Annotated in this window: 13 protein-coding genes and 1 other annotated feature; all 13 genes read right to left on the reverse strand. The window is 42.0% G+C overall.

Going from position 1 to position 14,706, the window contains the following annotated elements:
• Positions 1 to 69: 69 nt before the first annotated feature.
• Positions 70 to 609, reverse strand: coding sequence for a hypothetical protein (locus BLW60_RS09225; protein WP_074716651.1), 540 nt, complete (start codon positions 607 to 609; stop codon positions 70 to 72).
• On the reverse strand, positions 609 to 1,388 hold the full coding sequence (locus BLW60_RS09230; protein WP_074716686.1) for an SDR family NAD(P)-dependent oxidoreductase: 780 nt from the start codon (positions 1,386 to 1,388) through the stop codon (positions 609 to 611). The genes BLW60_RS09225 and BLW60_RS09230 overlap by 1 nt, the downstream gene beginning before the upstream one ends.
• Before the next feature lie 16 nt (positions 1,389 to 1,404).
• Positions 1,405 to 2,541: a DHHW family protein gene (locus tag BLW60_RS09235; RefSeq protein ID WP_242872854.1), complete on the reverse strand. Its 1,137-nt coding sequence runs from the start codon at positions 2,539 to 2,541 to the stop codon at positions 1,405 to 1,407.
• 11 nt (positions 2,542 to 2,552) lie between these two features.
• Positions 2,553 to 3,932, reverse strand: coding sequence for an MBOAT family O-acyltransferase (locus BLW60_RS09240; RefSeq protein ID WP_074716653.1), 1,380 nt, complete (start codon positions 3,930 to 3,932; stop codon positions 2,553 to 2,555).
• The gene (locus BLW60_RS09245) at positions 3,922 to 4,521 is read right to left on the reverse strand and encodes a ribonuclease M5 (RefSeq protein WP_074716655.1); all 600 of its coding nucleotides are present in this window, start codon (positions 4,519 to 4,521) and stop codon (positions 3,922 to 3,924) included. The genes BLW60_RS09240 and BLW60_RS09245 overlap by 11 nt, the downstream gene beginning before the upstream one ends.
• 10 nt (positions 4,522 to 4,531) lie before the next feature.
• A complete protein-coding gene (holA, locus tag BLW60_RS09250) occupies positions 4,532 to 5,614 on the reverse strand; it encodes a DNA polymerase III subunit delta (protein ID WP_074716657.1) in 1,083 nt (360 codons plus the stop codon).
• Complete coding sequence (locus tag BLW60_RS09255; RefSeq protein WP_074716659.1) at positions 5,614 to 7,668, reverse strand: ComEC/Rec2 family competence protein; 2,055 nt, start codon at positions 7,666 to 7,668, stop codon at positions 5,614 to 5,616. The genes holA and BLW60_RS09255 overlap by 1 nt, the downstream gene beginning before the upstream one ends.
• An 11-nt stretch (positions 7,669 to 7,679) precedes the next feature.
• Positions 7,680 to 8,219 (reverse strand): phosphoribosyltransferase family protein, encoded by a 540-nt coding sequence (locus BLW60_RS09260; RefSeq protein WP_074716661.1) that lies wholly within the window; start codon positions 8,217 to 8,219, stop codon positions 7,680 to 7,682.
• Positions 8,220 to 8,231: 12 nt separating this feature from the next.
• Positions 8,232 to 8,588: a histidine triad nucleotide-binding protein gene (locus BLW60_RS09265; RefSeq protein WP_072949211.1), complete on the reverse strand. Its 357-nt coding sequence runs from the start codon at positions 8,586 to 8,588 to the stop codon at positions 8,232 to 8,234.
• Between the two features lie 54 nt (positions 8,589 to 8,642).
• Entirely contained in the window at positions 8,643 to 11,270 is a 2,628-nt protein-coding gene (gene alaS, locus BLW60_RS09270; protein WP_074716663.1) for an alanine--tRNA ligase, read from the reverse strand.
• A 120-nt stretch (positions 11,271 to 11,390) separates the two neighbouring features.
• Positions 11,391 to 11,587, reverse strand: a binding site (T-box leader).
• A gap of 131 nt (positions 11,588 to 11,718) precedes the next feature.
• Positions 11,719 to 12,405 carry a hypothetical protein gene (locus tag BLW60_RS09275; RefSeq protein WP_139283393.1) on the reverse strand — a complete coding sequence of 229 codons (687 nt, stop codon included), beginning with the start codon at positions 12,403 to 12,405 and terminating at the stop codon, positions 11,719 to 11,721.
• A 105-nt stretch (positions 12,406 to 12,510) separates the two neighbouring features.
• Complete coding sequence (locus tag BLW60_RS09280) at positions 12,511 to 13,872, reverse strand: hypothetical protein (protein ID WP_074716666.1); 1,362 nt, start codon at positions 13,870 to 13,872, stop codon at positions 12,511 to 12,513.
• Between the two features lie 144 nt (positions 13,873 to 14,016).
• The coding region (locus tag BLW60_RS09285) for an AMP-binding enzyme (protein ID WP_139283394.1) at positions 14,017 to 14,706 on the reverse strand (690 nt) is incomplete at its 5' end.

A 14,706-nucleotide genomic window follows, 5' to 3' on the forward strand; every position in this document is an offset into this window, starting at 1 on the left:
AGCACATAAATATTAATAAATCAAGTATAAAAGAAAAGACCGCAGCCGCTTTGGAAAAAACGGTCACGGTCATCTTTTTTTGCGGAATTTAGGCATAAGTCTCTTACGATAGAGGTTATACATGAAAACAAGGTCGATATCATAGACAAGAAATACAAGATTGGATATGCCGAGCATGATATATGCTCCGTATTTTCCAATCTCATCGAACTCCTCCAGCATCTCATCAAGTCCAAAGATATAGACAGTAACGTAGAAATAAGCTATGATACACACATTGAAAACAGCAAGCTTTATCAGAAGCTTAATAAGCTTCAGCGGTATCTTCTCGATATAAAATCTGAGTATTGGATAATGTCCGAAGAACATTATAAAAACAAGAGCCGCTTCTTTATCGAATGTAACGAAGACCGACAGCAGGCTGACGGCGAGATAAGTGAGGAACGCCCAGCCTGTGTTGACTTCAACAGCTATTATCATAAGAAGGATACCCGCTATTCCCGGAAGCAGCAGATAGAGTACAGGAATGACTCCTGCAAGAAACATCGTAACAAGACAAAGAGCGGAAACGATGCCACCGAGAGCTACTCTGTAGCTGATATCTCTCATTATTTCAATGCCCTGTCCTTCCCGTCCGAGGTCTTTTTAGCCTGCTGAACATTATATACGATAGCTGAAAGTATCTTATACGGCACAAATCTTGAAGCGAACGCACCGAGCTTTACGGTAAGTCCGGGGATAGCAAACAGCTTGCCTGTAAAAGCCTTATGCAGAGCATATTCAGCAGCATAATCAGCAGTTATAGGCTTTACTGAAAAGCTTACGCCTGCACGGTTATTGAAGTTAGTAGCAACAGGTCCGGGACACAGAACAGTGATAGTAACATTTGACTTTGATCTGCGAAGCTCCTCATATATAGCGATAGAGAGCTTGAGCACATAATTCTTGGTAGCGTAATATGTCGCCATGAGCGGTCCCGGCATAAAGCCTGCAACAGAAGCAACATTGAGGATAGTACCGTAATCCTTCCTCTTAAAGTCACGCAGGAAAAGCTTTGTAAGTATATGAAGAGCCGTTACATTAAGATCTATCATAGCAAGCTCGTCATTCATATCAGTCTCATCGAATTTGCCGAAAAGACCGTATCCTGCGTTATTGACCAGCATATCCACATCTTTTCCCTTACAGAATTCGTAAACTCTGAATACCTCTTCACGCTTTGAAAGATCGGCAGCGATTATCTCTGTACCCTTTCCGATAGTTTTCTGCATTTCTCTGAGCATATCCTCATTGCGTCCTGTCAGGATAAGCTCCCAGCCTCTCTTGGCAAGTTTTCTTGCAATACTCTGTCCAATACCTGATGTTGCACCTGTAACTAAAGCCTTCATATAATCAGATCCTTTCTTAAAAAGATATTTTTTCATCAAGATCATTGATACCGAAAAGGAACAATGTCTGTCCGTAATCGTTAATGTTTATGATATCAGCAAGAGGTCGGTCAAGCTGATCGGGAGATACGACGATGATCTCGCTGTAATGCTGAATGAGGAACGGAATGAAACAATCCGCATAGCTGTCCTTGATAACGAGGAGCTTCTTTTCGTTCTGGTTAGACGTTTTTATTTTCAGCACAGGCACGTCTTCTCCGAGATACATGGAATACTTATCACTTGAACCGAGCCTGCTCCTGTCATAGATCTCCCCTTCCGACACCGAACCGTCATTGAGAACTCTCTCGCAGGATATCACTTCTGCACCGTCGGGATAATAATATATATCAAGTATATCAGCCTTTGGCTTATCAGAGAGAGTCCTGTTATACAGGTCACCTCTGAAACTGTCCGAAACGTGTTCAATGGAATACTTATCATAAGAAGTTGGCTGAAAACCGAGCTTCTGTATCACTGTTTTATAAACACAGTATGCCCCATAGCTTGTCCATTTAGTATCATTGCGGTAGAAAATGTAATTATCTTTCATCATTTTAAGGATATTATAAGCATCGATACATCGAATTTTGCTGCTAAGCTGTTCATACAGCTCATTTATCCGCTGACTGTCCGAGCGGCTTATAAAATCCGAAGGAAGGATATCACCATATATCCCCGTAGACGACGGGATAGCAGCAAAGTAAACTGTTGTAGTATCCTTATACTCCTTTGAAAAAGAATTGACAAAGCTTATATTATCCGAAAAAGCCTTTTTATCCTGTTCAGGTATCACTGTATCAAGCAGTCTTTCGCTGCTGACGTAGACACCGTTCACAATACTTTCTGTCATTTCTTCCTGCATACGGTTGCTTGCATATATCCATTTGCTGCGTCCAACAAAATGGTCCGTAACGTATCTGTCGTTTTTTTCAGACCATTCACCATTGTACATTTCCTTAAAAGAGGGCTCAGGCAAAGCTGCAAGCTGTCTGTTCTCTTCAAATGACCACTGCACCTTTTTTCCGAAAAAAGACATAAGACTCAATGAAGAAATGACAGTCAATGATAATACAGCCGTAATGATACTCATTGTCCTGTTAAGCTTATTCACGTTATCCCTCCTTACAAATAGATAAGAAGCATATCCGAGCTTCCGCTGTATGAGATAAGTGCAGTGCATATGATAAGTGTAGCTACAGCTATCAGAGGAGAGGCAACAGCAATAATACTGCGTATCTTTGCCTTTCCCGAACGTATCATCATATTTCTGAAAAGACTTGTGGAAGCATACATGGTTATCAGAATAAGAACAATATACGACTTCACAAGATAGAAGAACTTAGCATCTGCTATCATACCATTTCCGCCTAACATCGCCAGAAGATATTTTACAGAAAAAGCAAGGCTGTCTCCCGAAAGGAAAACGGTACACAGTATTACCACGAGGAAAGTATAAATAATACCTGTAAACTTCATGACCTTCTCAGGCAGTACATAGTTTTCGATAATAAGAGCTATACCCATTATCAATCCACATATTACGCCATTTAATGAAACGGTATACCAAAATCCGAAAAGAGTCCAGCCGCCTACAAATACTATCTCTCTTATCCATTTTTTTGTACACGCACTGTACAGCGGCTTGGTAATGTACCTTCTGAGCCACTGTATGACCTGAGACTGCCACCGTGCGGCAAAGTATTTTATCCTTGTACTGAGCAGCGGATAATTGAAGCTCTGCGGCAGTTTCAGACCGAAGCAGTAAGCAATTCCCGTGCCCATATCAGCAAATCCCGACAGGTTAAAGTAAAGACAGAAAAGATAAGCTGTAATCCCCAGCCATGCATTTGCAGCGGAGATAGTGCTCACATCGCTGCTTCGTACAGCGGAGTAAAGCATATAAAGATTATCCGCAGCAATGACTTTTTTAGCAAGTCCCTTTATGAACAAGGACATACCTATGCCTATATTTGTAAGGTTTTCTCTGCGGCTGTCAAGTACTTTGGCAAACACGCCGTATCTGAGCAGCGGTCCCATAATAATTCTCGGGAAGAACATGATATATAGCGAATATCTGACAAAGCTCATGTCTGCCTTTATCCTTCCCTTGTAGGTATCTATGAGCGTACCGATGGCAGAAAGGGTAAAAAAGGATATTCCTATGGGGTAAAATCCTTCGGGAGCATGGAGCATATCATGCAGCCACACAAAATACTTCGTTCTGAATCCGAATATCATTATCAGATCGAATATGATACCAATAGTCAGCGGTATTGCAGCAAGCTTTTCGTTTTTTTTCAGCTTGCCGATCATTTGACCGAACAGGTAATTCACAATGGAATAAGCAGCGATAAATAAAAGGAAATAGAGGCTTATAAAGCAGCAGAAAGCCATACTCTCAAAAAGCATTACATATTCTCTGAACCTTTTCGGCGTCAGATAATAGAGCAGCAGAGCAACCGGCAGGAACCCGTATATAAACATCAGACTGCTATATACCATTGTTTTCCTCCTTTATTTTTTCTGTCAGCTCCGCAAGCTCACTGCTGTTCATCATGGTACACAGCACTTCCACAAGAGCACCTGCCGAAAGCTGTCTCGGCAGACCGAGACTTACCTGAAGCTTCTCACGGAGTACACTGCTGTTTGAACCGCCGCTGAGTCCGAGCTCATAGAGAGTGAGCTTAGTTATATCGGAGCGTGTACTATTTTCGGAAGCAGTGATGCCTGCCTTTCTGAAAGCCTCTTTCAGAATATCCGCATCTATCCCCTCAACGCCCAGTTTCCCCTCGGCGGAGGGCTTAGTCTTGCGTTTTTCCTTGCCGAAAACATCGGGGATATACACATTTGTTATCCTGCCGCTGCCTACAGCTCCTTTGATATAACCGCGTATCTTGCGACCTGCCGCATCTGAATCCGTGAGTATGATAATACCTGTTTTATTTGCATAATAGCGGATAAGCTCAAGCTTTTCCGTATCTTTGAAAATACCGAAGCCGTTGGTAACGATGATAACAGCGTCAACTATTGACGAAAGCTTTATCTTATCGTATTTCCCCTCCACGATAATGGCTTCATCTAACTTTATCATAAATCCTCCGCTAATTTTTAGTCATAAGCATTTTTGTAACAGTCTGTTCAAGTACGGTCTTTTCGTCGCAGCCCCCTGAGTTAAGGGTGATATTGGTATCCCTCAGTATCCTGATACACTCCCTCAGTCTGCGTATGCTCATCTTCGAGCTGTCACGGAAAGCATTCTTCACCTTGAATTCCCATACATAAGCGAAATCAGCCTTCACATCAGCCACCTGTTTTCCGCATTTCCTTGCACAGGCAGCACGGTACATATCAATAAACGAAGCAGTGATATTCGCCAGTACAGCACCTCTGTTGTCCCTGTCCTGCATCAGTTCATCAAGAGCCTCGAAAGCAGCTCTTTTATTGAAAGCAGAGACCGCGTCCGCCAGCTTGAAAAAGGTAACATCGCTCTGCCTGTGAACGAGGTTACGGATAATATCAGCAGTTATCTCGCCGTTTCCTGCATAAGAGCAGAGCTTGTCGATCTCATTTTTTATAGTGAGGGTATCGGACTGACACATAACAGCAAGCTCACGGGCGTTATCAAGAGATATAAGGCTTCCTCTTGCGGAAACGCTTGCAGCGATATCCTTTGCGAGCTCATTTTCGCTTTTGATAGGACACTCAACAAGCTCACCGACTTTTTCGGCAAGGTCAGCAAGCTTTTTGTTCTTGTCCTTGATAGTGCTCCTGCCTGTTTTATAATCAGTTTTTACCGCTATCTCAAAGCCCGTAACATTGAATATGACCACAGTCTGAGACGGTATATCTTTAAGTACTTCCAAAAGCTTTTTATTGAGATCGTCACTGCGGAGACCTGCCATGTTTTCACGGGGCTTTTCGCAGTTATAGTCATTAATGAGTATACAGTTATATTCCGACATCATAGGCATCATCTGTATCATATCATAAAGCTCGGAGGTATCGAGATAACGACCGTCAAGCTTATTGAGAGCAAATTCCTCATTGTCCCCCACCGCAGCCTGTATTATCTGCTTTGTAAGCTTTTCCACCTCGGGGATATTCTTGCCGAAAATGTAATACAGATTTTTCAGTTCACCTTTTCTGAGCTGAGCCTTTATAGTCTTAGGATCAGTCTGTGGCATCAGAGCCTCCTTATCATACAGCTGCCCTTCTCCGACAGCACTATCTCAAAATTATTGTTATCATCAAGGTAGATAATATTATCCGCGCTGTTGTCTGCGTCCTTTGGAGCTTTTCCGCAGCACACTGTAATATCACTGTCAGCGGAGTCTATATCCGAAAACTTCACAAAAGCTATCTCACCGTTTTTATCTCCCACAGTAAGTATGCCGTCATCAAACCTTATATGAAGATCATCGTGCTCTATGGAAACAGACTTGTCATAGAAATATATCATATCCTTACTCGATGCACCTGCTATATCCGTATCGCTGAATACGAACCATTTTCCGATATCAGTGAATTCCAGTTCCTTATCATATGAAGCAAAAGCTGACTGCACCTTTGCCGTGAGCACTGCGTTTTCAGCTGCTGAAATACCGTTTCTCATAAGATATTTTCTCACATAGGAAGCCGATCGGTAATTACCGCTGAGGTCGATTATATCAGTACAACCGTCCCTGCACACCACGACCGCAGCATTATTGCCCTTTCCGAGAACAGCTACTGTGAGAACGGAGTTCTTCATTATACGATGAACTCCCGAACCTATAAACACAGCTCCCAGCGATAAAGAGATACATATACTGATAAATCTCCTGCTGCGGAACAAAGCAGCCGCAGCAACTGCCATAAACGTACATATCAGAAGAAGAGCAACTATAGCTTTACTGTCGCAGGAGAAATGTGTCCACCTTATATGAGCCAGTCTGTCCGACATCTCCAGAACAAGCTCATTCAATACTTTGGAAACAGGCAGCAGATCAAACACACCGCCTGTAAATGCGTAAACAAGTCCGATCACCATTGACAGTGAGCACAGCGGCACAACTATGAGATTAGTCAAAGGTGATATAAGTGATGTTTCGTCAAAGAAAAGCACAGAAAACGGGAATACACACACAGTAGTACAAAACATCACCGCAAAGCTTCTTATAAGCTTTTGGAGCGGCTTTTCCTTCGGCATATCCTTGGTCATATACTGGGCAAAAACGCCTATTCCAAAGGTACCTGCAACTGACAGGATAAAGCCCTCATCATAAACAACATAGGGCTGAAACAGGCATATGAGCAGTACTGCTCCTGCCAGAGAATTAAAGGTATCGTTCTGCCGTCTGAAAAGCCTTGACGCGTACATGAAATTCATCATTATGGCGGCTCTTACAGCAGAAACAGGATAATCAGCCATAGCCGTAAGAAATATGAGGATAAGCTCCATTGCTGCAAAAGAGACATATCTGTTTACACGAAGCATACTCAGCAGCGTCATCAGGACAAATACAGCAACGGAAACATGAAGTCCCGAAACAGCCAGCATATGCCCGATACCGCTGCGATATACAGCTGTTTTCAGATTAACGTCCATACTGCGCTTTTCACCGAACACCATTCCAGAAAGCAAGTCGCCGCTGTCCTTGCCAAGCTCAGTTCGGAAATCGAAAATAATATCCTCTCTGTAACTGACAATAAGCTTTTTAAGGCTGCGGCTGTTCTTTGCTTCAACTTTTACACCCTCGGCATTACCGATACTCAGAAAAACTCCGTCGGACTTATAGTATCTTTCGCTGTCAAAGAAATAATCCTTTGACGGCTTTGAAAAGTCACAGCTTTCAATTGATATGATATCTCCGTAATCAGCCTCACAGGAGCTGCTGTAAAAGCTTACTTTTGCAGATATATCATCATTTATCCTGCCGCTGAGGATATAGGAAGCACTTCCACCCTCATAGCGTACTACATCTGAAACTTCGCCTTTAAAGCTTCCGCTTTTGCCGTCCATAGCGACCACAGGATAGTATCTTACGGCAGAATAAGCCGAAAAGGCGCAAACTGACGCGGCGAAGAATAATCCCAGAACTATATAGTCACCTTTCCGCGCTCCATACTTCCTGACGATAATCAGCGCAGCAGCTATCATTGCCGAAAGAACTATCAGCAGCGCAGGATCGGTAAAAAATGAAGCGAAAAATAATCCCGCCATATACGCTGCCGCAGCACCAATCATTTTTCGCTTCATAATTTTATTCCTTATTTAAAGAAGAGAGGTAATTTTTCAAGGAAGATGATATCCTTTCTGTCAGCAGCATCGCCTTCAGCGAGAACAGCCGACTTACCTGTGATATCTCCCCCTGCCTCAGTTGCAAGCTTTTCAAGTGCAGTAAGAGACTCACCTGTGCTTATAACGTCATCAACGATGAGCACCTTCTTGTCCTTGAGCATCTCAGCCTTTTCCTGAGAGAGATAAAGTGTCTGCTCAGCAGCAGTAGTTATAGACTTTACAGTAACAGCAATAGGATCTGTCATGTAAAGCTTTACAGACTTTCTTGCAACCACATAAGGCTTGCCGCTGCTTCTTGACATTTCGTAAGCAAGCGGGATACCCTTAGACTCAGCAGTAAGGATCACATCGAAATACGGAGATCTTTTAAGGAGCTCACTTGCAACAGCCATAGTAAGCTCAACATCAGAGAACATTACAAAAGCCGCAATATCTATCTTGTCGTTGAGAGGACATATAGGCAGCTCTCTCTCGAGACCTGCAATAGTCATTTTATAAGTATTTGCCATAACATCTTCTCCTTATTCAGTCTTGCCGAGAGACTCAGGTCCCCAGCCCATTTTAACGCCTGCAAGCATATGGAAGTGAAGGTGCTTGACAGTCTGACCTGCATCGTCGCCGCAGTTATTGATTATACGGTAGCTTTCGATGCCCTCAGCCTTAGCTATCTTAGCAGCAGCCTCGAATACCTTTGCTACAGCATTTGAGTTTTCCTCAGTGATCTCATTAGCGCATGAGATATGTACCTTTGGTATTATCAGATAGTGAACAGGAGCTATAGGAGCGATGTCCTTGAAAGCAAAAACGAATTCGTCCTCATAGACCTTAGTGCTTGGAATTTCGCCGTCAATGATCTTGCAGAATAAACAATCCATAATAATTCTCCTTTATATTAAGATGTACGGAGCGGAGATACCGCTCCGATATATTTATTAGAGTGATGCACTTACTATTTCTTCAAATTTACCCATAGCTTCGTCGATCTTGGAGATATCTCCTGCACCTGCCATAGCACCGTCAGGCTTTCCGCCGCCCTTACCGCCTGTAACAGCAGCTATCTCACGGACGATCTTGCCAGCATTGGCACCCTTTGCAACAGCGTCCTTTGTGCAGACACAGTAGAAAGTACCCTTTTCGCCCATAGTACCTGCAAAGAGAGCGATTATAGCTTCGTCCTTGTCCTTTACGCTGTCACCAAGCTTTCTGAGAGCATCGGGAGCAGAGCCGTCCATTCTTGCAGAAACTATCTTCACGCCGCCGACTTCCTTTGCATTGTCAAAGAGAGCAGCAGTCTTTGAGTTAGCAATCTGCTGAGTAAGACTTTCCAGCTTCTTGTCCTTCTCCTTTGACTCAGCAGCTATAGCAGCACACTTCTCGGGGAGCTCTGTAATATTAGCCAGCTTGAGAGCCTTTGCGGACTTGATGATAGTGCTCTTGAACTCGTTGAGAAGAGCGATAACGTTCATACCTGTTACAGCCTCGATACGTCTTACGCCTGCTGCAACAGAACTCTCAGAAACTATCTTGAACAGACCTATCTGAGAAGTATTTGATATATGAGTACCGCCGCAGAACTCAACTGACTTGTTTGCAGTTACAACGCGGACAGTATTGCCGTACTTTTCACCGAAGAGTGCCATAGCTCCAAGCTTTCTTGCCTCTTCAATAGGCATTTCCTGCATAGTGACAGGGAAAGCGGACATTATCTCAGCATTTACGATATCCTCGACTCTTGCTATCTCCTCCTCAGTCATTGCACTGAAGTGGTTGAAGTCGAAACGGCAAGCCTTTTCGTTAACGAGCTGTCCTGCCTGATGAACGTGGTCGCCAAGTACCTGTCTGAGTGCGTGCTGGAGAAGATGTGCAGTAGTATGGTTGCGCATGATAGCCATTCTGCGGTCTTTTTCTATCTGAGCAATGACCTTGTCGCCCTTTGAGATGCTTCCCTGCTCCACAGTAGCGATGTGGAGGAAGTGTCCCTCAGACTTTATAGTATCATCAACAGAAGCGATATTCGCACCGTTGATTATCATACCTGTGTCGCCTACCTGTCCGCCGCTCTCAGCGTAGAAAGGAGTAACATCGAGAACAATAACTACATCATCGCCCTCTAAAGCAGTTTCAACTTCATTGCCGTCCTTATATATAGCAAGAACTTCTGCGTCCTCAGCCTCAAAATCAGTATAACCTGTGAATATAGTAGCAGGAGCATCTACCTTTATGCTGTTATCAGCCCATGAAGAACCTGCCTTAGCAGCATGGTCAGCCTTAGCTCTTGCTCTCTGCTCCTTAGCAAGCTCTGTAAAGCGGTCACGGTCAACTGTATAGCCCTTCTCCTCGCAGATCTCTTCTGTAAGGTCTATAGGGAAACCGTATGTATCGGAGAGCTTGAATGCATCGTCACCTGAGAGAACCTTACCGCCCTCAGCAGAAAGCTTTTCTGTGAACTGATTGAGAAGCTCTGTACCCTTGTCGATAGTCTTTGCAAAAGCCTCTTCCTCAACGCCGATGATCTTCTTGATGTAGTCGCGCTTTTCAGCAAGCTCGGGATAAGCGTTTGCGTTCTCATTTATAACGGTATCACAAACCTCTGTAAGGAAAGGTCTCTTAACACCTAAGAGTCTGCCGTGACGTGCAGCTCTTCTGAGCAGACGGCGGAGAACGTAGCCGCGTCCCTCATTTGAAGGAAGTATACCGTCACCGACCATGAATGTTGTGCTTCTGATATGATCGGTGATAACACGGAGAGAAACGTCCTTCTTAGCGTCCTTCTTGTACTCAACACCTGCAATTGAAGAGATATGTTTCATGATATTCTGAACAGTATCAACTTCAAAGATATTATCAACGCCCTGCATTACGCAAGCAAGTCTTTCAAGTCCCATACCTGTGTCGATGTTCTTGCTCTTCATCTCAGCATAGTGACCTTCGCCGTCGCTGTCGAACTGGCTGAATACGAGGTTCCATATCTCGATCACTCTGTCGCAGTCGCTTGCCTGCTCGAAACTCTCAAAAGGACCGTAAGCCTCACCACGGTCGAAGTGGATCTCTGAACATGGACCGCAAGGACCTGAACCGTGCTCCCAGAAGTTATCCTTCTTACCAAGACGGATAATTCTGTCGTGAGGAATACCAATATGGTTTTCCCATATCTGCTCAGCCTCATCATCGCTCTCGAAAATAGTTATCCAGAGCTTTTCAGCAGGGATAGCAAGAGTCTTTGTGAGGAATTCCCAAGCCCACTCGATAGCCTCAGTCTTAAAGTAATCGCCGAAAGAGAAGTTACCCAGCATCTCGAAGTATGTACCGTGACGAGCTGTCTTACCAACACTTTCGATATCGGGAGTTCTTATACATTTCTGACAGGTGGTAACTCTCTTGTTCGGAGGAGTAGCCTGCCCGAGGAAGAATTTTTTAAGAGGAGCCATACCCGAATTTATAAGAAGAAGGCTCTTGTCGCCCTGAGGTACAAGAGAAGCACTTGCCATTCTTGTATGGTTCTTGCTCTCAAAGAAAGATAAATACTTTTCACGTAGATCGTTAAGACCTGTCCACTGCATAAAAATGATCTCCTTTTAATTAATTCATAATTCATAATGCGTAATTACATCACGCATCAAGGACACTGTTACACTTTAATCCGTATTTCCGGATTAAAACAAAAAGAACCCCGCCGCCATAAATGGGACGAAGGCTTTCGTGGTACCACCCAAATTCAAAAGGAACAAAGTCCTTTCCTTGATATCCTTAACGCAGAAATACGCCCCGATTTCTCAGAGTAGCTCAGGGGTAGCACCTGTATCATGCGTAAAAGCTCACACCGACCGCTTTCTCTCTGCACCGCATTTGTTACAGTCATTCCCGTCATTGCTATACTTTATTATTATAACGCTGTTTTCAATAAAAGTCAATGGTTTTGCAAATATTTCTGAAAAAACTGCTCATATCAAGCCATATGATTTTAAAATCTCAAGATTTTTTCTTTTACAGCTATTTTCCCTCCAGTTATTATATTTTACTTGCAAGATATTCATTATTTTTTTTCATTCTATTTTTAATTTCTTCCATTGTTTTTTCATAATCACTTGCATTATTATATATTTTATCACGTTTTTGGATTTGCTGTATTCTAAAATCATTGATAGTATCTATGTAGTATTCAAGTGAATTTAGATTACTTCCATATTTTTCCGCATATTTTTTCTCCAAATCGCTCCAATATGCAAATTCATTCATCATATCACTGTGGTCGTCAATTACAAAATACAATAAACCTTCATTATTCTTATCTTCATTATGAAAATCCTCGTCAAATGAATAAATACGAAGGTTTGAGTTATAACACCAGAAATACTTTATGCATTCTTTAAGCGAATTAACGCTATCCAAAACAGGTAAAACATATTTTTTTAGGTGCCTCAGAGCCAACTCTAAAGCAGATAGCAAAGTTTCGTTATCATCAAAACTATAATAAGACTGTTTTTCAAAAAAGCTTTTTCCGTCCGGATCATCATATAAGTTTTTCATCCAATACTTTTTGGTATCAATTAACCAATTAGTATTAAACAATATACTTTGATCAAAATTTATTTCATTTCTATATATAGTTGCCACACCTGAATATACTATAAACTTTGTTTCAATGCCTCTTACTTTGGCAAATGTGATTATATGCAATATCTCATTGTTTATCACTCTAACGAGATAAGGATATCTGCCTTTTATTGTCTTAAATCCATACGGTTCAAGTGCTTCGCCAAATATCTGCTTGAATGCAGCATTGAGAGTAAGCTTTTTTGGCTATTCGATACAATTTGAACTCGTATCTGTTTTATAAAGACCATATGCTTTCAAAATCTCAGTATTTTCATTCTTTCTTTTTTCTATTTCATTCTGTACCCATTTATGGAATTCAGAATCATTTAAATAGTTTTCAAGAAAATCAGGACGTTCACTGATTTTTTTATCAGATAAGAAATACAGAAATGCTTCATCTTCATCTGGGTAATATGTACAAATTTTTGTGCATTTCAAATAATTACATTGTCCCATTAATTTGCCAAAAAAATCAAGACAAGAATCAATATCTGTAATTTTATCAAGCACAGGTAATACATATTTTTGTATATTTTTTACTCCAACTTTTAAAACTTCAATCATTGATTCTACATTGTTAGAAAAATAGCAAGATTTATATATTTGGCGTAATATGTCTCTATCAGGTTCATTTGTCATTAATGAGTAAAACTTACTTGAATAGTTTAACCACATTTTATTTTGTTTAGGGCTTGAATCAAAAGTGATTTTTTTGCGATATACAGTAGCTACACCACTCACGATTACAATAGCCTTGTCTGGTGGATATTCAGGATCAGCAGGATAAAATGTTATTACATGAAGTATTTCATTATTTATCACTCTAACGAGATATGGATATCTACCTTTGATTGCTTTAAATCCTAACGGTTCAAGTGCTTCACCGAATATCTGCTTGAACGCCGCATTGAGAGTAAGCTTTTTTGGCTGAGTTTCCATAGTTTTGCCATTACAGGACATAGTTATAAAAGACCTTGCCGACTTAAAATCAAGGAAAACGCAACTTGTATCCATTTCATCTGCATTTTCTGCTGAAAAAATAATATTGCAGGCATCCATACCAATAATTGGTGCAAGCTTTGATAAACCATGTTCGACAAAAACCTCATTAGAGCCACATATTTCAGAAAATTGCTCCCATGTGCTTTCCTTACTCAGAAATGACTTCCATATCTTTTCCGACGGCTGCGGAATATCGTCACCGAAATAATCATCAGCTCGTCCAATTGTAAACGTATCGGCTTTTTTACCGTTTTTGTCATACAATTCCAATATAGCACAGTCGCTGTCGATAACAACAGTGTTAACACAGGTTGTCCCAAGCATTTTGGCTATCCTGCCTGTGTCTTTGTGAGATAGTGCGTTTCCTTGTCCATAGGCTTCCGAAGTTATCGTCACCCAATTGCTGTTATCCGCAAATCTAAGTATATAGGCGATCTCGCTTTCGTCACTGTCACATGGGACATAGCCCTCTTCTTCCATTTTCTTGCAGAAATTCAATATAAAATCATCTTTGCCGAGCTTTTCGTTGTTGTATATCTGAGTAGATGTAAAAAAGTTTCCCATATTAGTTCTCCTTGAAGAAAAAGCAATCTTTATATAAGTATATAGCATATTACTTATTATGTCAATCAGCGGTAGTCAACCTGTGAAAAAGATAAGGGGAACCTTTCTGCGGAAAGCTCCCCCATCTGATAAACTATAAACTTATTATGCAGTAACGATACTGTCTGCCTTGTGGAGCTTGAGCTTTTCAACGGCCTGCTCTCTCATCTTGTACTTGAGTATCTTTCCTGCTGCATTCATGGGGAATCCTTCTACAAAGTCCACATACTTAGGGCACTTGTGCTTTGCCATTCTTGCAAGGCAGAAGTCCTTTATTTCCTTTTCAGTAGCAGTCTCGCCGTCCTGAAGAACGATACAAGCCATTATCTCTTCGCCGTAATCCTCATCGGGCACGCCTATTACCTGTACGTCCTTTACCTTTGGATATGTGTAAAGGAAGTCCTCGATCTCCTTCGGATAGATATTCTCACCGCCGCGGATTATCATATCCTTGATACGTCCTGTGATCTTGAAATAGCCGTCAGAAGAACGTCTTCTTGCAAGGTCACCTGTGTGGAGCCAGCCCTCGGGATCAATAGCTGCTGCGGTAGCTTCGGGCATCTTATAGTAGCCCTTCATAATATTGTATCCTCTTGCTACGAACTCGCCGTCTACATCATCAGGTACTTCCTGATTTGTCTCAGGATCAACGATCTTGCACTCAACGCCGAATATAGGTCCGCCGACTGTGTTTACACGCTGTTCAAGAGTATCAGTGGTCTTGCTCATAGTAGTTGCGGGAGAAGCCTCGGTCTGACCGTAGGTTATGCATATCTCGCTCATGTGCATCTTCTC

This window comes from Ruminococcus flavefaciens (assembly GCF_900108555.1).
Taxonomy (GTDB): Bacteria; Bacillota; Clostridia; order Oscillospirales; family Ruminococcaceae; genus Ruminococcus; species Ruminococcus flavefaciens_P.